This window comes from Paraglaciecola arctica BSs20135 (assembly GCF_000314995.1).
GTDB lineage: Bacteria > Pseudomonadota > Gammaproteobacteria > Enterobacterales > Alteromonadaceae > Paraglaciecola > Paraglaciecola arctica.
Genome location: NZ_BAEO01000021.1, coordinates 74,140 through 98,214 on the forward strand (window position 1 = coordinate 74,140; position 24,075 = coordinate 98,214).

A 24,075-nucleotide genomic window follows, 5' to 3' on the forward strand; every position below is an offset into this window, starting at 1 on the left:
AACTATGAACAAAAAATTAAAAGCCGTCATTATTGGGCCTGGAAATATTGGTACCGACTTATTGATGAAGATGAAACGTTCCGACTGGATTGAACCCGTTTGGATGGTTGGAATTGACGAAACATCAGAAGGTTTAAAACGCGCTCGTGAAATGGGCATAAAAACCTGTTCGACTGGGGTTGATGGCATACTTGAACATATCATTGCAGATGATATTCGGATCGCTTTTGATGCAACTTCTGCTTATGTACATGCAGAAAATAGTCGTAAGTTAAATGAATTAGGTGTGATCATGATTGATCTCACGCCAGCGGCTATTGGGCCATTTTGTATTCCGCCAGTGAATTTGAAAGAGCATGCCGAAAAGTTAGAAATGAACGTAAATATGGTTACTTGTGGTGGACAGGCAACTATCCCTATGGTGGCAGCTGTATCCCAAGTGCAAGATGTTGAATACGGTGAAATTATTGCCACTGTTTCGTCTAAATCTGCTGGACCTGGTACCCGCAAAAATATTGATGAGTTTACCCGCACAACTGCTCGAGCAGTGGAACAAGTCGGCGGTGCAGACAAAGGTAAAGCCATTATTATCATTAATCCTGCTGAGCCTCCTTTAGTAATGCGCGACACAGTGCATTGTTTAACCAAAGACACTCCTGATGAAAAAGCGATCACCGAATCCATCTTAAACATGGCTAAAGAGGTGCAGAAGTATGTCCCTGGTTATCGGATTAAGAATGGTCCGGTGTTTGACGGTAATCGTGTTTCAGTCTTTTTAGAAGTCGAAGGGCTTGGAGATTTTCTACCTAAATATTCAGGTAACTTGGACATTATGACGGCGGCTGGATTACGAACGGCTGAAATGTTTGCGCAAGAAATAGCCTCTGGCAGTGTTCAACTGCCATCGCGCGCCTGAAAAGGAGAGTGACAAAAATGAATTTATCTGGAAAAAGCGTCATTTTACATGACATGAGTCTTAGAGATGGCATGCATGCCAAAAGACATCAAATAAGTATAGATGAGATGGTCACTATAGCTAAAGGCTTAGATCAGGCTGGTATTCCTCTTATTGAAGTAACCCACGGTGATGGACTCGGCGGGGCATCGGTGAACTATGGTTTCCCTGCTCATTCTGATGAAGAATATCTGAGCGCGGTAATACCACAACTGAAACAGGCAAAAGTGTCGGCATTGCTGATACCTGGGATAGCGACGGTTGACCATTTACGTATGGCTCACGATTTAGGTGTTTCTACCTTAAGGGTTGCTACACATTGCACTGAAGCCGATGTAGCTGAGCAGCACATTGGTTTGGCTCGTAAACTGAATATGGATACGGTCGGCTTTTTAATGATGGCGCATATGACGTCACCAGAGACCATCCTTGAGCAAGCTAAATTAATGGTTAGTTATGGGGCAAATTGTGTTTACTGCACTGACTCCGCTGGCTATATGTTGCCAACTGAAGTGAGCGAAAAAATTGGGTTATTACGCAGTGAATTGCCTAGCGAAATCGAAATCGGCTTTCATGGGCATCACAATATGGGTATGGCTATCGCTAATTCGTTAACTGCTATTGAAGCTGGTGCGTCACGTATAGATGGTTCGGTCGCTGGCTTAGGAGCCGGGGCAGGTAATACACCCTTGGAAGTATTCGTTGCAGTATTAGAACGTATGGGCGTGAAAAGTGGTGTCGATTTATTCAGCATAATGGACGTGGCGGAAGATCTCGTCGTACCTATGATGGATCATGCTATTCGAGTAGACCGGGACGCTTTAACCCTAGGTTATGCCGGTGTTTACAGTTCATTCTTATTATTCGCCCAACGTGCAGAGAAAAAATATGGCGTCTCAGCCAGAGATATTTTAGTTGAGCTTGGTCGACGGGGCACTGTTGGTGGTCAAGAAGACATGATTGAAGACGTAGCTTTAACCTTAAGCAAACAATTATCAGCAAATTAACGGGATTACAGAAATGGGCAATTTAACCAAAGAGCAAGTGAATAAACTTGCAGAACATTTAGAAAATGCCGAATTGCAGGCATATGAAGTGACTAAAATCACTGATGACTATCCCGACATGAGCTATGAAGACGCCTTTGATATTCAATGGGAAATTAGACGTCGAAAAGAAGCTCGCGGCAATAAAATTGTGGGCATGAAAATGGGGCTCACTTCGTGGGCAAAAATGAAACAAATGGGCGTGGAGAATCCCTGTTATGGGTTTCTTGCAGATTATTTCAGTGTGCCTGATGGCGGGGAAATAAAGTTTGATGAACTTATCCACCCAAAAATTGAAGCTGAACTAGCATTTGTTACCAAAAAGACACTTAAAGGACCAGGAGTGCATATTGCGGATGTTCTTGCCGCTACTGACTTTGTAATGCCTGCGGTTGAAGTGATTGACTCTCGTTATAAAGATTTTAAATTTGATTTGAAAAGTGTCATAGCCGACAACAGTTCATCTACTCGTTTTGTCACTGGTGGCCGCATGAAACCCGCGTCAGAGTTGGATTTGAAAAATCTAGGCGTAGTGATGGAAGTCAATGGTGAAGTGGTTGAAGTGGGAGCGGGGGCAGCGGTATTAGGCCATCCAGCTGCATCTGTGGCCATGTTGGCAAATATGCTTGGCGAACGAGGTGAAGAATTACCAGCTGGTTCATTTGTCATGATAGGTGCCATTACGGCAGCTGTACCTGTTAAAAAAGGCGACAACTTTACCGTTCGCTATCAGGATCTAGGCACATTATCAGGTAAATTTATTTAATTTTAGAACATACAAATTACGGAGCCAATTATGCCAATTATTAATGTCAATATGATGGAAGGGCGTACTTCTGAACAAAAAGAAGCACTAATTAAAGCGGTTGCTGAAGCCGTCATGACCTCCATTGGTGCACCAGAAGAGAACATTCGCGTGCTAATTACAGAGTTCCCAAAATCACATTGGGGTATAGGTACTTTGCCAGCGCACAAAGCTGGACGATAAATAACTAGTAGGACAATATCATGAGTAAAACTAAGTTTGATGTTAGAGACTTTAGAAGCGCCTTGGGACATTTTCCTACTGGTGTTACTGTTATCACTACACTTGACAAAAATGGTGAATCAATAGGGTGCACCGCAAGTAGCTTTAATAGTGTGTCTATGGATCCTCCTTTGCTGTTATGGAGTGTCGATAAAAATGCATATAGTGCGAAAATATTTGAACAGGCCGAATATTTTGCTATTAATGTACTCAGCGAAAATCAGGTTCCGACCTCAAATCGATTTGCTGGACGTGGTGAAGATAAATTCAAAGATGTCTCGTATACTGCAGGCTTAGGTGGTATTCCACTACTTGAAGGTTGTGGCGCGCAATTTGAGTGCAAAACCTGGAATGTTTATGAAGGTGGAGATCATCTAATTATTGTCGGTGAAGTAATGAATTATTCACACAATGATTCCAAGACACCTTTGGTTTTCTCTCGTGGTAGTTATGCGATTACGTCGCAACACCCTAACCTTAACTCAGACTCTCATGCAAATAGTGGCAGTGAGTTTTTAGATGACTTTCTATTATATCTACTAAATTCAACCATTTCCCAATATAGGAAAGAGTTGTATCCCATTCTGATAGACGGTTGCAACGTCACCCCAGAGCATTGGAGAGTATTAACTATTTTGCAAGAATCATCGACTATGGATTTTGATGAATTAAGTGAACTGGTGATGCAACCCCCTGAAGAATTAAAACAATCCCTCGCATTATTGAATGAGCTGAAAGTGATAGAATGTAGCGAAGCTACAATTAGACTCACTGCTAAAGGGGTTGCTCTTCAAGCTAAATTATTTACCATAGCTAAAGAGCACGAGGCGAGCCTTTTGAGTAAGCTTTCAACAGAAGAGATTAGTGCACTCAAACATGGTCTCAAGCGCATAGCTGGGATTCAATAAGGTCACACTAATTTAAGTTAGATTGGATTTGAGCTCGCCTTACTTATTTCAACTAGTATTGTTAGCTTAAGTTCAATTTGACTCTAACTTAGACAGGCATCAACAATAGCTGTTGTTTTAGCCGTTTCGCGATGGAACAATTGATTGTTTCAATATTTGCAAGTACACCAACATCTGTAATCCTCAATCTGTATTTGATATCAATGATAATAAAATATAGAAGCTTAGACTTTGAACGCTAACGCTCTTGACTCCATCTGACAGTCGACCATATGCCAATGCCTATCACTCCGGAGTCACACTATTTTTAGCAAGAGAAGTAAAAAGAATTTGAACCACAGAGGAAAAACGAGTGATTATTGGGTTAATAAGCTGACTTGACTGGCTCGAGAGTGCCTTAAGCGGATTTATGCCTAGTTAGTTGTCTCTTTCTAAGTACGTTCGTAGTTCCATTTTTAGTTGCTCATAATAAAATTGAACTAGGTGAGGATAATAAGTCGGGACATAATTGTAAGATTTATTACGCTTTATCTCTCGACTAATAGTGGCATGTGAACGATTCAGTAATCGAGCTACTTCGCGTATCGACTTCTTTTCGCAGTGATACCATTGAAATAGACGACAGCGTTCAAATCTAGATAGATGTGAATAATGAATACCCATAGTGCACCTCCGTAACTAATAGGTTAGTAAAGGTGGTGCACTTCTACCTTGAAGCTGGGGCTTGGTAAATACTTGGGTGGCTTGGTAAATACTCACCTCCAAACCAGCATAATAAAAGGAAAAACCATGAAAAAAGATGTTATCAGCACCATTAGAAGAAAAAATGTCAATTTTCCCTTCATTGCAATAAATATAAATTCCTATAGCATCAATCAAACCAATATTTAGATATGCGGCAATTGAAACCGTTCAACACAGGTTTATACGGCATTGAAAAGCACGCCGTACAGATACTAAATCCTTATATGCCTAGGTCTCCTATGGCAACCTCAACTATTTTTATAAATAAATGGAAGTTCATAATGAAAAAAACAATGATTATTTGCGTGGTTTTTTTACCTTTTTTAATGCAAGGCTGTACAACGTCAACATATGTTAAGTTACCCGAAAATAGCATTATGAAAATTAAACGAGGTCAAGAGGTTTCATATCAAGAAGGAAAGGTTACTCGAAGCCCTTTATCATGGTCTTCAGCAGCAGGTATACCTTATAAAATTGAAAAAGATGGTAAAGTAATAAAAGAAGGAAAAATGAGATCTAAATTTAGACCGGTATCAATTTTTTGGCCACCTGTTGGTATGGCTTATTGGCCAATGGGTTTTCGAACGAATTGTAATGATTTAACTATTGAATATCCTCATAAATGTAGCGAGAAAGTATTAAAAGAACTTAAACCTAAAAATTAATCATATTATTTTTAATACTTAATGGATTGTCTATTGCTGGTTAAGCATATACAAGTCATTCAATAGGACTAAATACAGCGGGCTGTTCGCTCAGCTCCATTTTAGCCCACCAAATTTAGCCTATTAATGAGGCTTTGAAGCTGTAGAGTTTCTCCAAAGAAGAACATGTTCATGTTCTTCTTATATTTTAAAAGTTGTTTGTTTTTTAATCTTGAGCCCATCTTTTAGCTGTGATCTAATAGATATTATGCCGCTAGAGATAATATCGCAAAAGCGCGCGCCGCCTATTCGAAGCGTTAGCTGCTACGCATATAATTATTTCCGCACTGTCGGGGAAATGTCGGGTTAAATTCGTAACCGACACCAACAAAAACAATGAATACTTGTGATTCTTAAGTACAGAGGTAAATTTAATGATTCTCAAAGAACTACGTATCAGCCGTCACTTTTCACAAGAACAGCTTGCTCAAATGTCAGGGTTAAATGTTAGGACAATTCAGCGAATTGAAAGTGGTAAAAATGCAAGTTTAGAGTCTCTTAAATGTCTTGCTTCTGTACTTGATATTGATGTATCAACCTTGAATCAGGAGAAATTTATGATAGATAAAAATTCAGACAACTGGAAAAAATTACCTTTTTTATTAAAAATTTGGTTTATGTTTAATTTTCTGCAAACTCGACCGAGTAGAGATTCTGCTCATCGAGTTGAAGTCATTGGACATATAAGTGGTTTTAGTTTTTGTTGTTTAGGCTTTATAAGTGAAGCCGCGCTTACAGGTGGTTTACTCATGCTTACTACTGCCCATTTATACCATTGGCTGAAACTGCAAGGGGATAAATATGGTATTTGGTACGATCATGTATCGCCCCAAAGCAGCTAACAAGAAATAAAACAAGGACAAAAAACAGTTGGCTTTTGGTTCTTCGTCGCTCATTCCCTCCAGTCAGGTGTAATTTAGATCTATTGACCAGAGCATTTATCTTTTCAGCGAAGCGACAATTTTCTTTCACTATACCCAGTGTGGTGAGAAGCTTTTGTCTTTTGCTAGTATTTATTTACTAGCTACTATTTTGGTCCAAAGGCGACTGTATGGCTTGGTCGAAATCTAGTTTGAAAACCATCAGATTGAGTTAGGGCTAATTCAATTAAAAGTATGATCTCACTAACTATCCATTTTTATGCCTATGAATATAGATTTCACTGGGTTAGTGAAACGTGAAACTAATGCGAAGAAAAGTGGCTACCTTATTTGAGAGATGAGTATGAGTGCTATTGTGTATTTAATTGTTGAAATCGCAAAGGCCAATGGTTTGATTCTCTATATTAAGATCTCCTACCTGCAATAGCCATTTTAGCCAGCCGAGCCTTGTAATAAGGAGCTACAGCCATGAAATTTTTAGCTAGATTTGAGTGCCTTCACGGGCTTATAGAAACGAACAGTAAATGAAATACTCAGTAGAGTATTACGAGCAAATAGGTCCAGTGCAATAAAACCAGCTAAGCTTGATTATTCAGTTGCGCTTAGCTGGTTGGAAAACAAAAGCTAATATTTGTTAACGAATTTTAAGGCCCCATGCGAGAATTGCCGCTATCAGTAGTGGTACCGAAAATATTAAAAAATTTAATTGCATACTAAAGCCAGATGCTATGAATACCCCCCCGACATATGGACCAATTACCGCCCCAAACCGTCCTAGTCCAAGAGCCCAACCTATACCTGTTGCTCTTACCTCAGTAGGATAGAGTTTGGCTGATGTTGAATATAACCCGACGTATGCCCCTTGCAAGAAAAATCCAATCACAAACAACAATAGAAACAAATTGAGGTATTCGAATAACACGCCAAATAACAGCAAAAGAGAGCCTGCTACGGTAAGAAAAATCCCGACTAGTTTTGTTAGTCCAAAATTTGCGGCAAACCAACCTAATAAAAGAGTTCCAACAACCCCACCACCGTTCAAGGCAACGGCTGACAGCACTCCCGATGATTCACTTAGACCTGAATTAATAACGAGCTTTGGAAGCCAGCTCATCAGAAAATACATCGACACGAATACCAATAAAAACGTCAACCACAGTCGTATTGTTTTTGCGCGCAATGGCGGCGCTAAAAGACTCATTACGCTGGCCTTTGGTAATATATTTGTCGATTTAACTGGGAATGAAGAAACTTGCTGCTTATTCATTTTGCGTAACAAAGCGTTTGTCTTTAATAATGCATTGTCTGTTCCTATAGTGCGCAGAAATTGCAAAGATTCAGGAACGAGGAAATACACAACAACCGTCATGATTGAGGTTATGATCCCCAATCCTATGAAAACTCCTTCCCATCCATAAACTGGCAATGTAGGCACAACAATAATGCCACCTAATGTGGCTCCTAAAGGAAACCCAGATGCTACTATAGCCACACCAAAACTGCGGTATTTCGTAGGCGTGTATTCGGTTGTGAGTGCTGTGATGTTTGCCAACATACTGCCCACACCTAAGCCGGTAATAGTGCGTAATATAATGAGTTCCCATAACGTCGAAACAAACCCTGTGAGGGTCATAGAAATGCCAATGACGAGCACACTGATTATCAGCATTTTACGTCGCCCAATCTTATCGGCGATTGGCGCAATAAACATTGCCCCAAGCATCATACCCGCTAAGGTGACGCTAAAAATAACCCCTAAGTTTGTTGCATCAATATTTAATTCAGTACTTATACGCTGAGCAGTAAACGACATGGAGGTGATATCAAATCCATCTAAGATCATTAACAAAAACGAAATAAAGACGACTCTGATTTGTGTAGCGGATAATCGCCCCTTATCTAGGATTAGTTCGAAGTCCTCAGAAGGGGAGGGGGGGGCTGTGTTGTGAGGTGAATTCACCATAATGGAGACCTTTTACTGAATGACTGAAAAGTGACGCTTATTTAATATCGCTAAATAAGCGTCACACTAAAACAAGCAATGTCTAATTAGTAAAAGTTGTACCTAAATGATACATACCACTGACGACCTCGTTCTCTAACAACTTCAGTAATGCCCACGTTTGCTTGATACCCTGAGGTGATATAACGTTCATCAGTGGCATTTTTGATACCAACATCTACTTTGTAGATGTCGTCGGGAGAGGTCCATGCAGCAGTCAGATCCCACAAGGTTAATTCTGGGGTCACTATCCCAGGGGTGTTTTCTGGATTGTTAAAATATTCTGTTTGATAATTGCCGCTCACTCTTGCGGTAATCAGTGAGCCATCCTCAAAGTCGAAATCCCGTGCTAAACTGAGGCTTCCAGACCACTCGGGCACATGATCGAACTTATTATCAGTAGTGATGGTCGCCACTAAAGGCGGCTCTACATTAATACTGGTATATTTAGCATCTGTATATCCAACCGCGGCTTCAATAAACCAATAGTCAGCAAATGATAACTTTGATTCTAGTTCGAAACCGGATATCTCCGCGTTACCAACATTCGACTCAAACAGGCCAACAAAACCAGGCACTTCGGTTCTTACTTGAATATCGGTATACTCCATAAAGAAACCCGCACCATTAACAGTGAAAGGCCTGTTGTTACTGTCATACTTGAAGCCTAATTCATATGCTTCAACAAACTCAGGACCAAATGACGGGACCGTTTCCAAAGGTGGAAATATACGTTGTACGTAGCCACCTGAACGAAAGCCCTCTGAATATGTTGAATAAATCATCCATTCGTTATTGGCTTTGTAGGCCAAATTTACCATAGGTGTCGTTTCTTGGGCATCTTGCTTATTTAAGCCAAGTGGCAAAATTTGAGTGCCCCCTGGTATTCCTATATTGCTGCTTACCACTACTTGCACGGGGTCAAAAGTTTTTTCTTCATCGGTATATCTTAATCCTACCGTCAATTCCAATTTTTCAGTAAAACTGTAGGTACCTTGTGCATATAAGGCGGCGCTGGTAGTGGTAAAATCATTGTCACTATCAAAAGTAGCAATCGCAAATTCTAAAATGTTGTTGTTATTACCTTTTTCATCAAAGTAATACAGACCGGCGATCCACTTGAATTTTTCATCTGCAGTCGTGCCAAATAGCTGCAGTTCTTGGGAGAATTGCGAAGAGCTAAATAAGTCATAAAAATGAACAACGGTTAATGGGGAACCATCAGAATCCTTTGCAAACTCAGCATCTAAGTCACGATAAGCCGTGATTGATTTAAGCTGTAATGAGTCATTGATGTCCCAATCGATCCTTAAGTTAGCTCCCCAAGCATCTGTTTTAGAAAACCTTTGGGCTGTGCCTAAGTTTTCTCCTTCTTTAACAAATTGGTTGTTATAACAAAGGGGATTAGTGGAGGTAATGCCACTAGGATAGGCACATGTATCTGCATTGGTCACATTGTTGTAAAAACCTGCGAATGCTCCCTCTACTAGGGCACCAGAATCTGTCAATTCAAACGCTGGACCATTCTCATCTTCCGTACTGTAATCTAAGGTTAAATTAACCTCAAGGTCGTCTGAAGCCTCCCATAAAAGTCCACCTCGAAAAGCAAGTTTATCGTCATCGCCTAAATCACCACCCGTTGGACGCTTTACATACCCATCTTGAGTGCCTTTTAGTACTGAAAAGTTTCCATAAAGACCATCAGTAATTCCGCCATTTATCGATACTTTCAATTTAGCGAGTGAGTCGGTGCCTATGGTTCCGTCGACATAGGCTTCAAAGTCTTCTGTGGGTTTTTTACTGTAAAGCGCCATAGCGCCGCCCACGTTGTTTCGCCCGAACAAGGTGCCTTGTGGGCCGCGCAGCACTTCAATCCTATCGACATCTAACAAATCGACTGTCGCACCAACGGTTCTAGCGATATACACACCATCAATGTAAAAACCTACACCATTATCAATTGTGCCTAAAAAATCCCGTTGACCCACACCACGAATATAAACGCTGGCTACAGATGATGAACCACCAGTTCCTGGATTATTTTGATAGTTTAAATTGGGAGTAATGGCACCTACTTCGGAGATGTTTTCAATGCCTCTGGCTTCAAGACCATCGCCAGAAAATGCGGTAACAGATAAAGGTGCGTCTTGTAGATTTTCCTCTCGCTTTCTTGCGGTTACCTGAATGGTTTCCATCATCGCGCCTACGCCAGATTTATTATCTTTTTGAGCCGCTGCAATTTCTGCAGTCTGCTCTTCTACTTCACTTTGTTGAGCGTTTGCAGACAGGACGCTAAGGGTAGATATAACCGCCGCGGACGAAAATAATGTTCTAGAAATTATATTCAGCTTATTTCCGTTTTTTATGCGTGGTTTTGTCTTCATGTTTCACATCCTGTTTGTTGTTATAAGTTTGTTGTGGAAATGTTTTATATGATATATTACGTTACAAGTCAAGTTACTGGTCAAGTAAATGAGTTGCTAAAGTAAACATCAAAACTAGCGGGATAAGAGACCCTAATGGTGGGTTGTCGGGATCGTATTGATGAACACTAGATATTCTTGTTAACGCTACTGGTAAGAACAAGACGAACGAACAATTGTTGGAATTTAGGTTACCCATCATCCTTTAGATGAAGAACTAAAATCTATACACGCACCTTAAGGGAAACATTGTGAACTATTCATTTGGAAGAACACTCACCTCGCTAACAAGCCTATCTTTTGGGGTAATTCTTGTAGCACTAATAGCCGGTTGTCAAAAAATAGAGAAGACTGCAGCTAACATACCTTTTCCCGTTCAATATCAAGGTATCAGTGATCAGCGGTTAGTTAATGCAGCAAATGAGCCGCATAACTGGCTTTCTCATGGCCGGACCTACAAAGAGCAACGTTACAGCCCACTCAAACAAATTAGTCTTGAAAACGTTGATCAATTAGGTCTTTCTTGGGCCTTCGATCTTGAAGGCACTCGTGGACTTGAAGCCACTCCTATTGTTGTGGATGGCATCATGTACTTTACTGGTACTTGGAGTCGGGTTTATGCTCTCAATGCACTTACCGGCGAATTATTATGGAAATATGATCCTAAAGTTCCTCCTGAATGGGCAGTGCACTTATGTTGTGATGTGGTCAATCGCGGCGTGGCTGTTTGGGGTAATCAAGTTTATTTGGGTACCCTTGATGGGCGTTTATTAGCAATTAATGCTAAAAATGGCGCATTGGTTTGGGAAGTCAAAACAACCCCTGATGATATGCCCTATTCCATTACTGGCGCGCCCCGTGTCGTTAAAGGAAATGTGATCATAGGTAATGGAGGCGGTGAGTTTGGCGTTCGCGGGTATGTATCAGCATATGATGCAAAAAGCGGCCAACAAAAATGGCGCTTTTTCACCGTACCTGGCGATCCTGCAAAACCATTCGAAGATCCAATTTTAGAAATGGCAGCTAAAACCTGGAAAGGGGAATGGTGGAAATTAGGCGGTGGCGGTACGGTTTGGGATTCGATGTCATACGACCCAGAATTAGACTTACTCTACATTGGCGTCGGTAACGGTTCGCCATGGAATCAACAAGTTCGAAGCCCTGGTGGTGGAGACAATTTATTTTTGTCGTCTATTGTTGCTGTGAAACCGGATACCGGTAAATATGTATGGCATTACCAAACAACACCCGGTGAAAGCTGGGATTACACTGCAGCCCAGCAAATGGTTTTAGCGGAATTAGAAATTGAGGGCAAAACACGCAAAGTGATTATGCAAGCCCCCAAGAATGGTTTTTTCTATGTTCTTGACAGAGAAACGGGGGAATTCATATCAGGTAAACCTTTTGTAAAAGTCAGCTGGGCAACACATATTGACAATGAAACAGGTCGCCCCGCTGTGGTAGAAGGTGCACGCTACTTACATAAAAATTTCATGGGTTTTCCTAGCCCGTTTGGCGGACATAATTGGCACTCCATGAGTTTTAATCCAGATACTGGGCTTGTGTATATCCCAGCGATGGATTTACCTTTTAATTTTCAGCATGACGAAAAGTTTGAAGCGCATCCCTTGGGTGTCAATATTGGTATTGATGGTGTGGCTGCGGGTATGCCAGAAGATGTCAATGTGCGTAAAGCGATCAAAGCTATGTTAAAAGGCCACCTACTTGCGTGGGATCCAATTAAACAGCAAGCAGCATGGTCTGTAACGCATAAAACAGCATGGAATGGTGGCACACTAACCACAGCAGGTAGTCTAGTTTTTCAAGGAAATGGTGAGGGTAAATTTATTGCTTACGATGCCCAAAATGGTCAACAGGTCTGGTCGTTTGATGCTCAAACTGGCATCGTAGCAGCGCCTGTCTCCTATTCTGTCAATAATGAGCAATATGTAGCAATTTTAGCTGGTTGGGGCGGTATCATGCCTTTGTTATTGGGTGAAGCAGTGGAAGAGTCCGCCGCAAACAATACCAATAGATTGCTGGTATTTAGAATTGGCGGCGATAAACAATTAACTAAGCTTAATATTATACCGCGCAGTTTAAATCCACCACCGAATATAGCTCCCTTAGAAGATATTAACTATGGCAGGGAGTTGTATCAAAAGTATTGTTTTAACTGCCATGGAGATACGGCTGTGGCTGGAGGTGTCTTGCCGGATTTACGCAATAGCCCTTTCATTACCAATGCAGATCTTTGGCAAAATGTTGTGTTAGGTGGAGCGCTCTCTGCTAAAGGAATGGTGTCTTTTAAACCTGTATTGAGTGACAAGGATGCAGAAGATATTAGAAGTTATGTGATTAAGCGTGCCCATGATCAATGGCAAGAGCGCCAATCCAAGTAACTCATGTAAAAATGCGTTATTTTGAAGTATTTTAAAAACGCTTTTTCGTGCCTAAGTTTATGTCCTAATGCATGACATAACTAGGCTCACTAATCAAATCGTTGACATAGAAGTTTCCAGATGAATATAAAGTTATCCGTAGTAGATCAAACCCCAGTTCATGGATCTCACAGTAAAAAAGCAGCGCCTCAATTGACTGTTGAATTAGCCAAACTTTGTGATGAATTGAATTATCATAGGTTTTGGGTGGCAGAGCATCATGACAGTGTACACTTTGCAAACCCTTGCCCTGAAATATTGATGGCTCATTTAGCTAGCATTACTCAACGTATTAAAATAGGCAGTGGTGGGGTGATGTTGTCGCATTACAGTCCGTTAAAAGTAGCAGAATGTTTTGCAATGATGGCATCCCTTTTTCCTGACCGTATTGATTTAGGTGTTGGTCGTGCCCCCGGTGGTACAGGGCTTACTTCAGCAGCTTTAGCTTTTCCTAATGCGCCCTCTAATGGACAGTTTTATGCAGAACAGGCCAAGTTATTAGAAAATTTTATACATGGAAGTTTTGAAAAAGACCATCCTTTTAGTGCTATTCATGTCATGCCAGATATGAGTAACACACCAGAATTATGGATGTTAGGGTCGAGTGGAGGAAGTGCTAAGTTGGCGGGCCAGTTGGGATATCATTTAGCCTTAGCTCGATTTATCGCTCCAGAAAGCTGCCATCCTATTATTTTTGAAGAGCATAAGAAAGCATGGCAACAAGCTGATCACGAGCGTGAGTTACAACAAATACTCGCAATCGCATGTATTTGTGCTGAAACCGAAGAAGAAGCAAAACTACGTGCTGGAACAGCTGTTTACCGCAAGTTTGCAACTCAGATAGGTAAGAATGAAGATTTTTTAACGCCTGAACAAGTGCGTGATCGCTACAAAACACTGCCTATTTCCCAGCAGTCTATGTATGACCATATTGAAGCCAGTTACACCATCGGAACTCCAGAGCAATGTTGGGCTGAAATGGAGTCGTTCGCCGATGATTTTAAAACTAATGAAATCTCACTTATTACTGTTACTCACAGTCAAGAGGACCGTTTGGAAAGCTATCGATTACTGGCGGAAAAACTGTAATAAAAACATAAAACTTGTGTTGAAAATTTAGGTTATTAAAGTTCATTCCTACTAATAATGGGCTTTAAGGCCAACGCTAACTTGTTAATAACCAACATCAAAGGCAAGGTTTGTTGCCATTTATTCTATTGTGATAAGTGTATGTTAATTTTACAGACACTCTCAAAGAGTAGCGTTTTTTATTCTCGTGATTTTTTGTCTATTACATACCACAGCAGATAACAGAGCGCTGATGAGGTAAAAGCCATTGCAATCATAATTGCCATGATCTGTGGTGTGTAAGGCGTAAAACCACCAATTATAATGGCAGTAATTCCCCCCATACCTAAGCTAAAAGCACCAAAAAAAGCCGAAAGTGTGCCTATTCTTTTAGGTAAATATTGTAAGCCTAGGGCCACATAATTGGGCCGTATAGCGCCGCAGGGCAATAGGCAAAACCACAGTGCTGCAACTATATAGGTTAATTTTTCTGGGCTGTAATGAGCCAAATACAACAATACTGAACTGCTGATCGCGGCGATGCTCAAACCGCCCATGATTATAGAATGGGTGCCAACTTTGCCTACATAATGTTTGCTTAACCACGACCCAGTTAAGATACCGCTGCCCATTAAAGAAAATAACAGGCCATAGTGTTGGGGGCTAAGTCCATAGTATTGACTAAAGATCAGGGCTGAACCGGTCACAAAGGTCAGTAGAGCAATCGCAGCCGAAAACTCAGCAATTAATAACAACATAACGTATTTGTTTAAACAGCATTCCAGATAACCCTTAAAAATATTAAACGGGTGTATGCTTTGACGCTTTGCTTTGGGGTGGCTTTCCTTAATGCAGATATGCGCGGAAACTATACAAATTAACCCGTAGACCGCTAAAGTATAAAAAGTGGCTGGCCATGGCCCAAAAATAAGTATTAAACCGCCTATACTGGGCGCAATTAATGGCGCGATTTGGATGACGCTCATTACCCCCGCGAGGGCCTTGGCGGTTTCTGTACCTTGGGTGCAATCACGGATGATCGCGCGGGAAGTCACCGCAGCGGCACAGCCACCCAGAGCTTGTAGTAGGCGATTAAAAATAAGAAAGTCTATATCGGTACTAAGCGCGCACAATAAGCTGGAGGCAGTATAAATATATAAACCAGCGAGCAATACCGGGCGTCTGCCAAGGCTGTCAGAGAGTGGCCCAAAAAATAATTGACCAAACCCATAACCTAAAAAGAAAATACCCAAAGTTAACTGCACTTGTTCTTGCTTGGCATTTAAAGACTCGGCCATGCTGGCAGTAGCAGGTAAATATATATCGGTAGAAATCGCTGCTAGAGCTGATAAGGCGCCAAGTAGCATTATTAAACCAAAAGAAATTCCATTGAGTGTGGCGTTGTTTGTTACTTGAGGCATGACAGCATTTAATATCCGTTGTTGTCTGAGCTTATAAATCGATTAGATAAATGGTAGGGGCGCTACTTAATTAGTGGGTTGTATACCGATAAAGCTGACACCTTTTGCAATATAAATTTTGGCTGAGTCCTCATCGGCTGGTCTTACACTGTAGGGGGGCCCGGTGCTGATGATAGTTTTAATTCTGGCTACCGGCTTACTTGAGCGAACAAGTAAGCCGGTTTGTCTGGCGTGTCGTCGAGCCTAACTTAACTGAGCATGTATGCTAACAAGTGGGTAAAGTATTTTTTACTTTATTGGACAGATCCAATTTGTTCAAAATACTCAGCCACATCCCGCATTTGCTGTTCATTCAACTCATTAGCAATTACGTTCATTAACATCGACTCCCTTTTTTTGCTGCTATAGTCTTTTAATTGCTGAAAGATATAGCCTTTATTTTGTCCCGCTAGATTTGGCCAAGTGTCATTTACGGTTTTACCATTTTTTCCGTGACATGAAAGGCAAGCTGAACGCACATTTTCACCCGCTTTATTGATTGCTGAAGCCTCAGCTTTGACAAAGGGTAGGGATGAGTAATGTTTAGCAATCGCCGTGAGTTCTTTATCTGAAAGGTTTGTAAGTTGATTTTCCATCAGTATATTTTGGCGCGAACCGCTTTTAAATGCGTTTAGCTGAGCTAACAGATATCCTGGTTTTTGACCTGCTAAACTTGGCCAGTCGTTGTTGGTTGCCATACCATTTTCACCATGACAGGCACCACAGCTGTTGGTTAGGGCTACAATTTTATCGTCAGCAAAAGATGGTGCTGCAGCAACAAGCATATTTACGGCAATCAATATAGTCAGAGACACTTTTTTTAAGTTGAGGTTCATAGTTATTAATTCTCAAGAATTGTTTAATTATTAGATGTTATTGCTGCTCTAAGGCTGATATTTGTTCGAGTAACTTAGCTCTATGCTCGACAACTTCCATTAAGGGGTTTTGTCTTAGTTCACCTATTTCTTGTTCGGTATAAGGTATAAAGTCATCTGGAACACTACTCTCACCGAAGTTAGGTATCATCCAATTCAATAGCTCGGCAAGTTGTTTGTTGTCCAGGGCACTGTTCGCTGAGCCTGGGACTCTAACCAAATATTCGCGACCTTCTGGTAGTTTTAAAAAGTGTCCTACAAAGCCAATCATATTAGGCACATCTTTGCCCCCGCGGCCATCACCGACGTGGCAGCCTTGGCACAACATTTGATAATTAAACAGCGCTCTTTTCTCATTAATTGTTTCACTGGCATAAGAGAGTGAAGCTGTTAGACAAGTTAGTAAGAGCAGGTATCTAAGCATTGATATCATTATTATTTACTTCTCAAATGCAATGCCAACCACTATAGCAGTAGAGCAGTGGTATACGGAGCTACTTGCACCCAAACACCAATTTACATCATTAGATTTGTCAGAACGATATAAAGGTCTGTCACCTTCGTCTCTTTGGCATAAGCAAGAATTGCATTGAGTTTTACCACAGCAATCATTATAAGAAATGACGTAGTTTCGACCATCTACAGGATTAGTGCATGTACCAATCCAAGTGATGGGTGACATTTCAGTACCTGGAGGGCAAGAATTGGTTGAGCCTCCACAACATGCGCATAAAAAACCATCCACAGCGCAATAACGCCAATAATCACAGCTACCCTCATCGCCAAATTCTTTAGGCATACTCGGGCCTTCAGATGCTCTAGCTACAGGTAATAGAGGGATTGAGCTTGCTCCCACCAGTGCAGCACCAAGCCCTTTCAGTAGACCGCGTCGTCCACTTGTTTGAGCCAAACTGCGCGCTTTTTTCTCAAATAATTGGTCTAAAAATTTCATCTACTTAACCTCTACGAATTTTTCTTCATTGTGTTGGTCTTTTTGCATATACGCTTGAATGGATGCGACATTGCGCTCCTTAGCCTCAAATAAACTATCTAAATGTTCTCTTGAATTAATAATGCCCATTGAAGCAATTTTTCCCATCTCATCTATTACTACCCCATAAGGTAACTTCGCCACGCCATAAGATTTACCTAAAAGTTCAGAAACGATGTAAGGGTATTCGGATAATTCGTACTGCTTAACAAATCCTGCATGATCTTGCTGTTTACCATCACTGGCTAATATCAGATCAATCCAAGATTGTTCTGCTTTGGCGGCAGATTTAAGGGCAGGTAACAAGGTCTTGCAGACAGGGCAATCTGGAGAAACAAAAAACAACAGTTGGGATTTATTATTCTTAGACTTGCCACCTACATCAACAAGGGTTGAAGCTAATGATTGTAGAGCAAGATTTGGTGCGACCGCGCCTACTTCTATGGTTTGATTGATTGCCAACGCGCCTGCAGGTGCAACCCGTTCAAATAAAACACCCACTTGTCGAGTTAATGCGTATATTACAATCGATTGTAGGATAACAATAATCCACAATGCACTATTTGAAACAGTGATAAAGTCCATTAATAAGCCCTCAGAATAGAAATTTTTTGCGCGTTAACAATTAAGTTCTCAACGCAGGAATAAGTTAGGATCATGAAGCCGCTTGCCATTAAAACGGCAAACCACAGCTGGGGTGGAAATCCCGCTCCGGGAAGTGTGCAGTTCAGTGTTAATACAATCAGAACCCCATTTCTAATAATTAGGGGCCAACTTATTTTAAGTTGGGAGTTTGCGCCGCTACATCCGCAACTCATGTCTCGTTTTCCTTGAATAAGCTGCACAGTCATACCAATTAAATACACACTTAATAGTAATACTGAAAGGATTGCAGCCTGTGATCGGGTGGCCTCAAATAGGATGGTAAAGGCCAGAGTCATCTCAACAACACCAAGAAAGTAGCACAGAGCAATGGCGATATTTTTATTGCGCAAGCCATAATCGCTAAATAATTGTTGGTAGTAATTGCGATTATCAACTTGTAGTTTATGAATAGATGCATTGACAAATAGCCACATTAAAAATAAGGCCATAACGTCAGATGTAAAGTTAAGCAGGTCCATTAGTAAGCCTTAAATAGGACTATTGGTGTAACATTGCCAAAGTCGCTCAGTGTTCTGATAAATTTCCCCGTTATGGGATCTATTATATCGAGGTTCATTTCTCCATTTGTGACTACAACTAACGGTTTTTTACCTCTTGTTACGGCAACCGACACAGCCCAGTTTGGCGCATCAAATTTTGCAATTCGAGTTCTACTTTTAACATCAAACACCCAAATTTGATTGCCTCCATGAGTTTGCGAACCATCAAAACCTGCTTCGTTCATTATAATATACAACAAGCCTTGTTCGTCAGAATCCGATAATGTCATGCCCCCAGGGCGCCAACCTGCAGTGCGCTCTTCTTCGCTAATGAGACTCCATTTACCTTTGTATTGTGCGACTTCGTTTGATAAATCAATCTCATGCATTTCACCTGCAAAACTAGGAAAGTAGCCAATTCCATCTATATAAGAAGGCCGCTCAAATATTGGTGTTTTGTCGGTATCAAAAAATGGCGCCACTCGATGTTGAGAAGCTTTTTTGCCATTATTGTCTAAGACTGTGGTTAACAAACTGCCATTACTACAGATCGACGTAATACTACGCTCACCTGTAGGAAATGGTAATACACACCCAGGTGTTCCAATAGTATCGACCACTTCACGTGAATCTAAGTCAAAAACAGTAAAGGAAGCGGCTGGACTAAAGTTAGCAATATATAAAAACTTTTCGTCAGCCGAGAGTGTCATGGAGTCACGTCTAGGAAGGGCAGTTAAACGTGTGTGTGTAAGTACTATTTCTTTGATCGGTGACAAGGTTACTTTGTCGTAAATCACCAAAAGGTCTATTCTTGGCCCTCGGCTCCCGCGCTCATGAAAGGATTCGAGAATATAGAATTCAGGGCGTGTTTTTGAGTTAGCAAAATTCCCAACTAAATTCTTATCTGCTGTGCCTTTTATCAATTTAGATTGCTTGGGCTCAGCAACATCTAGAATGATCATTTTTCCGCCAAACTGGCTTTGAAAGCTCACTTCATCTACAAACATCCAACTTTCCGGATATTTTGCCGGTAAGACTTCTATTTTACCGGTTTTTTCTATCGGCAACGGAGGTAATGACGGGTCTGGCTTTATATTCACAGTATTTGAATCTACTGTTTCAAGTTGAGCCAGACTTTTAACGCCGTCAGTTGCAACAGGTGTTGCCGTGCACCCTAAAAGAAGAAGGGAAGCGGCAACACTAGTAAGCATTAACCTTGGATTATTAATTTTCGTGAGCATAATGACTATCCTATCGGCGACTTGTTTTGATCGTTTGAACGGAAGTATATTCCTCCAGTCCGAGCAATCCAAATTCAACCCCAATTCCTGATTGTTTAACGCCACCGAACGGGGCATCGGGTTGAACCGCACCGTGTTCATTTATCCATACTGAACCTGTTTCTAACTTACTCGCTAGAGTGGTCGCTAAGGCAATATCTGACGACCAAATTGAACCGCCTAGGCCGCATTCATTTTTGTTGGCTATGGCTATTACATCATCTACATTAGAATATTTAATGACGGGCAGAACAGGACCAAATTGCTCTTCGTCAACTAAGCGAGTGCCATCTGAAATATCCGCAATGATTGTAGGAGGGAAGAAGTATCCGTCACCTTCGCGTACTTGACCGCCAACCAATAGAGTACCGCCGTTAGCGAGGGCGTCATTAGTAAGCTCTATGACTTTGTCCAACTGGGCTTTATTTTGCAACGGACCAATTTCAACACCCTCGTCTAAGCCATTACCTACGACAACTTCTTTCGCTATTTTGACCAGGGCTGCACAGACATCCGCGTAAATAGATTCATGGACATATAAACGTTTCAAACAAGCACAAGTTTGACCATTATTATGAAAACACGATAAGAATAGTTCATTTGCTATTTTTTCAACATCGACATCAGGTAAAACTATGCCTGCATCATTTCCACCTAACTCTAAGGTTAAACGCTTCAAGTTGGTGGAAGCTAAACTCATAATCTGCTTACCCGTAGCAGTTGATCCAGTAAACACTATTTTATTAATGTCGGGATGAGAAGATATCGCGTTTCCGACATCGGCGTTGCCAGTGATTACGTTTAGAACGCCTGGAGGTAAAATAGTGTTCGCTAGCTCAACAAAGCGAATAGTCGCTAGAGGAGTATACGGCGAGGGTTTTACGATGACAGTATTGCCCGTGCGTAGAGCAGGCATAATGTGCCATATTGCTATCAGTAGTGGCCAATTCCATGGTGTGATTGAGGCGACAACACCTAAAGGTTTCCGGTGTACTTCAATTTTTGCTTCGTCATTATCTTGTATTATTTTTGAGGGAAGTGAAAAGCTAGTGGTTGCTTGTGTCCATGCAATTGAACCTCCAACTTCCATACCTGACCCAATACCATTAAAACCATTGAGTGGTTTCCCATTTTCCTGAGTGATTAATTGCATCATCTCAGGCATGTTTTGTTCTAGTAATGCAGCTATTGCTAACATTTTTTCTATTCTGCTTTCCTCAGATGATTGACTCCACTGAGGAAATGCTTTTCTAGCCGCTTTCACAGCAAGGTCAACGTCTGCTGGAGAGCCTAGTGCGCACTCAGCAAAAGGTTTGCCTAATGCGGGGTTTATAACTTTAAAAGTTTTTTCCGACGATACTTTTTGGCCATCAATCAACATAGTAAACTGTTGCATTTTTCTACCTCTGAAATTTAGTATTTAAATTTGGGTTATTAGTAATAATTATACTGAATATTGATGCCCATCCATCTTGGTCTTGCGTAGAACTCTTGGATGTAGCCTGCATTCTGGGTAAAGTCGAAGGAATACACTCTATATTCTTCATCTGTTATGTTTTTAGCAAAAGCAGACACCTTCCAAGCGTCGTTTATCTGGTAACCAACGCGGGCATTAAATACTGTGTAAGATTCCTCTGTTGACACTTCACTATTGGTAATGTCAAAAAATTGCTCGCCTTGATGGTTGAAATCAAGTTGCACGGATATCGAGTCGGTAGCGTAGTATCTAATAATGCCGTTAACTGCGTATTTTGGTGCAAGAACCATTTCTCGATCTTTTACCGTACCTACTCCCCGAACAATTACACTATCAATCTCTGTGTCGAGTAAACTCGCACCTAATTTAATATCCCATTTGTCACCAGGTACCCAAGTAACTTCTGTTTCAAGGCCCTTAAGTTTCGCATCTGAATTGTTTATAAATTGACTCAATCCAGCGAATGTTAATGCTTGATAGTTTTCATAATCGTAATAGAAAACGCTTGTGTTTACTCGTACATCTCCACTCGCTAAGGTGGTTTTTATGCCAGCTTCGTAACTGGTAAGTTCCTCTGATTCAAAAGGGACGTCTTCTTCTGTCACACCATCGGTGTAATCGAGAAATCCACCGTTGAAACCGCCACTCTTAAAGCCATTAGCGATATTAAAAAATACTAATGTATCTTCGTTTACCTTGTAATCAAGGCCAATTTGACCAGAAACATTACTATCATCTAATGATGTAAGGTCTGCAGAAGCCGGATTTTGATTGGTAAAATCAAAATAATAATCTGAACCGGGATAGCTTGCATCACCCACTAAGCCACATACATCGCCGGCAGGGATAAGGCATGAGTTAACTACAGCATCAGGGTTGCTGGTTGCAAGGTTTTGGTATTGCATGTTGCGTTCTTCTGAGGTGTAACGTAGGCCAACTGTTAATGTCAGACTGTCACTCAATGATTTTTCAATTTGCCCAAATAAGCCATAAGACTCAGTGTCTTGATCGTAGTCGATGTCGTAATTTACAAAAGGCACAAGTTCTGTACCAAAGGTACCTTCTGGTGCACCTGTGAGTGAGTCAATAATTTGCCCTGGATAGTTAATATCTAAATCTAGTCTTCCGGTCACCTCATTTTCGAAGTAATAAGCCCCTACAATCCACTCAAAGGAGTCGGCCGAACCACTTACTCTAAACTCTTGGCTAAATTGTTCGTTTTTCGAATAAAATTCTGGGATTAAGGCGCTAAATGGACCCATGTCAGCATCTTCTTGATGCTTTTTTTCGACATTTTCAATGGCTGATATCGAAGTAAATGTAAAATTTGGTTGCTCCCAGTTTAACTTCAATGATGCACCATCAGAATCAATTTTTAACAAGCCTTGTCGATTATATTCGCCTGCGAAATTATCGCCATCGTTATCAGAATAACCAAAAAAATCCGTATTTGAGCTGCCAAAACCATTACTCGAGGCGACATGTTGATATTGAGGGCCATTGGTATCTGATTTACCACCATGCACGTTTACCAATGCAGAAAAGTCATCTGTAACATCAAAGTTCAATTGTAATCTGTATGCTTTACTATTGGCTTCATTTGCATCAGTACCTATTCTATTTTCAACATAACCATCGTGGTTATTTGTAGCGATCGATAATCGACCTTGAATGGAATCGGTCAAACTGCCGCCTATTGCCGCTTCTGTCTTAATTTGGTTATATTCAGCTAGAGTTAAATCAAGCAGGATTTCAGTATCTTCGGTAGGAGCACTAGAAATAAAGTGTACTAAGCCTCCAGTAGCATTGCGGCCATATAGCGTGCCTTGAGGACCACGTAGCACTTCTACACGCTCTAAATCAAATAACTGAAAGGTTAGGCCTGGCATCGCTGATTGATAAATTTCATCACGATAAACGGCAATTGGTCCTTCGTTATTATCATTAAAATCATTAAGGCCCACGCCACGTAGAGATATTGAAGGGTTGTTACCTTCACCAACAGGGGTTCCAATATTGAGTCCGGGAGTTTGAGCCGCAATATCCACACTGTCAGTCATATTAAGTTCTCTTAGTGCATCACCGGAAAAGGCAGTAACTGAGACACTAACATCTTGTAAATCTTGTGATTTCTTTTTTGCCGTAACTTGAATTTTTTCAAAAACCCTGTTTTCTTGTGCGTAAGAAACTGAAGAAGTTCCTAACGTTAAAGAAGTAAATACAGCGAATGCTAGTTTATTGTGTCTCATATTTTAGTACCTTTTTAATTATTAAAATTCTTTATGCCTAAACTGTAAAAACTCATATTTGGAAAGTAAAAGTGTGAATGTATAAACATATTAACAAGATGCAATACTACGATCATTCACTTTAACTTTTACTTGATAAATCACGTATTTACATAATGTACACAAATGCTCTGTTGCTTGTCAAAGGTTTTATAATTAATTTACATTAGAAAGAACAATCAAATTACAATTATTAAATCCGCCTAAGCTAGGAATGAAATTTATATAAGTTGTTGATAAATAACTAATATATAAGTGTTGGTTGCAGCGGGACGCTTAATATACTCATTATCGAGTGAATGTTGTTTTGTCTCATCGAGACATAATATGCTGCTGGTTTATGATTATTTTGCTTGTGAT

Annotated in this window: 21 protein-coding genes; 9 read left to right on the top strand and 12 right to left on the bottom strand. The window is 40.8% G+C overall.

Annotated elements, in window-relative coordinates:
- The first annotated feature begins 4 nt into the window (after positions 1-4).
- The 5 genes from GARC_RS08250 to GARC_RS08270 are packed head-to-tail and all read left to right on the top strand — an operon-like array spanning position 5 to position 3,936.
- Positions 5-916 carry an acetaldehyde dehydrogenase (acetylating) gene (locus tag GARC_RS08250; protein ID WP_007618759.1) on the top strand — a complete coding sequence of 304 codons (912 nt, stop codon included), beginning with the start codon at positions 5-7 and terminating at the stop codon, positions 914-916.
- A gap of 17 nt (positions 917-933) precedes the next feature.
- Entirely contained in the window at positions 934-1,962 is a 1,029-nt protein-coding gene (gene dmpG / locus GARC_RS08255) for a 4-hydroxy-2-oxovalerate aldolase (protein WP_007618761.1), read from the top strand.
- Positions 1,963-1,975: 13 nt separating this feature from the next.
- Positions 1,976-2,767 carry a 2-oxo-3-hexenedioate decarboxylase gene (gene dmpH, locus GARC_RS08260; protein WP_007618763.1) on the top strand — a complete coding sequence of 264 codons (792 nt, stop codon included), beginning with the start codon at positions 1,976-1,978 and terminating at the stop codon, positions 2,765-2,767.
- A gap of 30 nt (positions 2,768-2,797) precedes the next feature.
- On the top strand, positions 2,798-2,989 hold the full coding sequence (locus GARC_RS08265; RefSeq protein ID WP_007618765.1) for a 2-hydroxymuconate tautomerase: 192 nt from the start codon (positions 2,798-2,800) through the stop codon (positions 2,987-2,989).
- Positions 2,990-3,009: 20 nt separating this feature from the next.
- Positions 3,010-3,936 carry a flavin reductase gene (locus GARC_RS08270; RefSeq protein ID WP_007618773.1) on the top strand — a complete coding sequence of 309 codons (927 nt, stop codon included), beginning with the start codon at positions 3,010-3,012 and terminating at the stop codon, positions 3,934-3,936.
- Between the two features lie 417 nt (positions 3,937-4,353).
- On the opposite strand, the gene GARC_RS27695 is transcribed toward GARC_RS08270, so the two are convergent.
- Positions 4,354-4,599 carry a helix-turn-helix domain-containing protein gene (locus GARC_RS27695; RefSeq protein ID WP_081587525.1) on the bottom strand — a complete coding sequence of 82 codons (246 nt, stop codon included), beginning with the start codon at positions 4,597-4,599 and terminating at the stop codon, positions 4,354-4,356.
- Positions 4,600-4,961: 362 nt separating this feature from the next.
- On the opposite strand from GARC_RS27695, the gene GARC_RS08280 reads away from it, so the two are divergent.
- A complete protein-coding gene (locus GARC_RS08280) occupies positions 4,962-5,345 on the top strand; it encodes a hypothetical protein (protein ID WP_007618775.1) in 384 nt (127 codons plus the stop codon).
- A 413-nt stretch (positions 5,346-5,758) separates the two neighbouring features.
- Entirely contained in the window at positions 5,759-6,226 is a 468-nt protein-coding gene (locus GARC_RS08285; RefSeq protein WP_007618776.1) for a helix-turn-helix domain-containing protein, read from the top strand.
- Positions 6,227-6,899: 673 nt separating this feature from the next.
- Here the strand turns inward: GARC_RS08285 and GARC_RS08290 are convergent.
- Both GARC_RS08290 and GARC_RS08295 read right to left on the bottom strand, forming a co-directional pair.
- On the bottom strand, positions 6,900-8,228 hold the full coding sequence (locus tag GARC_RS08290) for an MFS transporter (RefSeq protein WP_007618777.1): 1,329 nt from the start codon (positions 8,226-8,228) through the stop codon (positions 6,900-6,902).
- An 86-nt stretch (positions 8,229-8,314) separates the two neighbouring features.
- Positions 8,315-10,651 carry a TonB-dependent receptor gene (locus GARC_RS08295; protein WP_007618778.1) on the bottom strand — a complete coding sequence of 779 codons (2,337 nt, stop codon included), beginning with the start codon at positions 10,649-10,651 and terminating at the stop codon, positions 8,315-8,317.
- A 290-nt stretch (positions 10,652-10,941) separates the two neighbouring features.
- Between GARC_RS08295 and GARC_RS08300 the strand changes: the two genes are divergently transcribed.
- Complete coding sequence (locus tag GARC_RS08300; RefSeq protein ID WP_007618785.1) at positions 10,942-13,092, top strand: PQQ-dependent dehydrogenase, methanol/ethanol family; 2,151 nt, start codon at positions 10,942-10,944, stop codon at positions 13,090-13,092.
- Positions 13,093-13,212: 120 nt separating this feature from the next.
- Positions 13,213-14,220, top strand: a complete 1,008-nt coding sequence (locus tag GARC_RS08305) for an MsnO8 family LLM class oxidoreductase (RefSeq protein WP_007618787.1) — start codon at positions 13,213-13,215, stop codon at positions 14,218-14,220.
- Positions 14,221-14,399: 179 nt separating this feature from the next.
- Here GARC_RS08305 and GARC_RS08310 read toward each other — a convergent pair whose 3' ends face one another.
- From GARC_RS08310 to GARC_RS08350, 9 genes are all read right to left on the bottom strand, one after another.
- On the bottom strand, positions 14,400-15,620 hold the full coding sequence (locus tag GARC_RS08310; protein WP_007618788.1) for a multidrug effflux MFS transporter: 1,221 nt from the start codon (positions 15,618-15,620) through the stop codon (positions 14,400-14,402).
- A 293-nt stretch (positions 15,621-15,913) separates the two neighbouring features.
- On the bottom strand, positions 15,914-16,495 hold the full coding sequence (locus GARC_RS08315) for a c-type cytochrome (RefSeq protein WP_007618789.1): 582 nt from the start codon (positions 16,493-16,495) through the stop codon (positions 15,914-15,916).
- A gap of 37 nt (positions 16,496-16,532) precedes the next feature.
- Positions 16,533-16,967, bottom strand: a complete 435-nt coding sequence (locus tag GARC_RS08320; protein WP_161603929.1) for a cytochrome c, class I — start codon at positions 16,965-16,967, stop codon at positions 16,533-16,535.
- Between the two features lie 6 nt (positions 16,968-16,973).
- Positions 16,974-17,486 (bottom strand): methylamine dehydrogenase light chain, encoded by a 513-nt coding sequence (locus GARC_RS08325; RefSeq protein ID WP_007618791.1) that lies wholly within the window; start codon positions 17,484-17,486, stop codon positions 16,974-16,976.
- The gene (locus GARC_RS08330) at positions 17,487-18,110 is read right to left on the bottom strand and encodes a redoxin domain-containing protein (protein WP_007618792.1); all 624 of its coding nucleotides are present in this window, start codon (positions 18,108-18,110) and stop codon (positions 17,487-17,489) included. It lies immediately after the preceding gene.
- Entirely contained in the window at positions 18,110-18,649 is a 540-nt protein-coding gene (locus GARC_RS25895) for a MauE/DoxX family redox-associated membrane protein (RefSeq protein WP_007618793.1), read from the bottom strand. The genes GARC_RS08330 and GARC_RS25895 overlap by 1 nt, the downstream gene beginning before the upstream one ends.
- The gene (locus GARC_RS08340; protein WP_007618795.1) at positions 18,649-19,911 is read right to left on the bottom strand and encodes an amine dehydrogenase large subunit; all 1,263 of its coding nucleotides are present in this window, start codon (positions 19,909-19,911) and stop codon (positions 18,649-18,651) included. The genes GARC_RS25895 and GARC_RS08340 overlap by 1 nt, the downstream gene beginning before the upstream one ends.
- A gap of 10 nt (positions 19,912-19,921) precedes the next feature.
- Positions 19,922-21,346 (bottom strand): aldehyde dehydrogenase family protein, encoded by a 1,425-nt coding sequence (locus tag GARC_RS08345; RefSeq protein ID WP_007618811.1) that lies wholly within the window; start codon positions 21,344-21,346, stop codon positions 19,922-19,924.
- A 38-nt stretch (positions 21,347-21,384) separates the two neighbouring features.
- Positions 21,385-23,676 (bottom strand): TonB-dependent receptor, encoded by a 2,292-nt coding sequence (locus GARC_RS08350; protein ID WP_007618813.1) that lies wholly within the window; start codon positions 23,674-23,676, stop codon positions 21,385-21,387.
- Between the last annotated feature and the right edge of the window lie 399 nt (positions 23,677-24,075).

What these genes read in the sequence shown, in the direction of transcription:
- GARC_RS08310 (WP_007618788.1), bottom strand. Translation starts at nt 15,620, where the DNA reads ATGCCTCAAGTAACAAACAACGCCACACTCAATGGAATTTCTTTTGGT.
- GARC_RS08250 (WP_007618759.1), top strand. Translation starts at nt 5, where the DNA reads ATGAACAAAAAATTAAAAGCCGTCATTATTGGGCCTGGAAATATTGGT.
- GARC_RS08280 (WP_007618775.1), top strand. Translation starts at nt 4,962, where the DNA reads ATGAAAAAAACAATGATTATTTGCGTGGTTTTTTTACCTTTTTTAATG.
- GARC_RS08265 (WP_007618765.1), top strand. Translation starts at nt 2,798, where the DNA reads ATGCCAATTATTAATGTCAATATGATGGAAGGGCGTACTTCTGAACAA.
- GARC_RS08285 (WP_007618776.1), top strand. Translation starts at nt 5,759, where the DNA reads ATGATTCTCAAAGAACTACGTATCAGCCGTCACTTTTCACAAGAACAG.
- GARC_RS08295 (WP_007618778.1), bottom strand. Translation starts at nt 10,651, where the DNA reads ATGAAGACAAAACCACGCATAAAAAACGGAAATAAGCTGAATATAATT.
- dmpH (WP_007618763.1), top strand. Translation starts at nt 1,976, where the DNA reads ATGGGCAATTTAACCAAAGAGCAAGTGAATAAACTTGCAGAACATTTA.
- GARC_RS08330 (WP_007618792.1), bottom strand. Translation starts at nt 18,110, where the DNA reads ATGGACTTTATCACTGTTTCAAATAGTGCATTGTGGATTATTGTTATC.
- GARC_RS08270 (WP_007618773.1), top strand. Translation starts at nt 3,010, where the DNA reads ATGAGTAAAACTAAGTTTGATGTTAGAGACTTTAGAAGCGCCTTGGGA.
- GARC_RS08345 (WP_007618811.1), bottom strand. Translation starts at nt 21,346, where the DNA reads ATGCAACAGTTTACTATGTTGATTGATGGCCAAAAAGTATCGTCGGAA.
- GARC_RS08350 (WP_007618813.1), bottom strand. Translation starts at nt 23,676, where the DNA reads ATGAGACACAATAAACTAGCATTCGCTGTATTTACTTCTTTAACGTTA.
- GARC_RS08305 (WP_007618787.1), top strand. Translation starts at nt 13,213, where the DNA reads ATGAATATAAAGTTATCCGTAGTAGATCAAACCCCAGTTCATGGATCT.
- GARC_RS08325 (WP_007618791.1), bottom strand. Translation starts at nt 17,486, where the DNA reads ATGAAATTTTTAGACCAATTATTTGAGAAAAAAGCGCGCAGTTTGGCT.
- dmpG (WP_007618761.1), top strand. Translation starts at nt 934, where the DNA reads ATGAATTTATCTGGAAAAAGCGTCATTTTACATGACATGAGTCTTAGA.
- GARC_RS08290 (WP_007618777.1), bottom strand. Translation starts at nt 8,228, where the DNA reads ATGGTGAATTCACCTCACAACACAGCCCCCCCCTCCCCTTCTGAGGAC.
- GARC_RS08315 (WP_007618789.1), bottom strand. Translation starts at nt 16,495, where the DNA reads ATGAACCTCAACTTAAAAAAAGTGTCTCTGACTATATTGATTGCCGTA.
- GARC_RS27695 (WP_081587525.1), bottom strand. Translation starts at nt 4,599, where the DNA reads ATGGGTATTCATTATTCACATCTATCTAGATTTGAACGCTGTCGTCTA.
- GARC_RS08320 (WP_161603929.1), bottom strand. Translation starts at nt 16,967, where the DNA reads ATGATATCAATGCTTAGATACCTGCTCTTACTAACTTGTCTAACAGCT.
- GARC_RS25895 (WP_007618793.1), bottom strand. Translation starts at nt 18,649, where the DNA reads ATGGACCTGCTTAACTTTACATCTGACGTTATGGCCTTATTTTTAATG.
- GARC_RS08340 (WP_007618795.1), bottom strand. Translation starts at nt 19,911, where the DNA reads ATGCTCACGAAAATTAATAATCCAAGGTTAATGCTTACTAGTGTTGCC.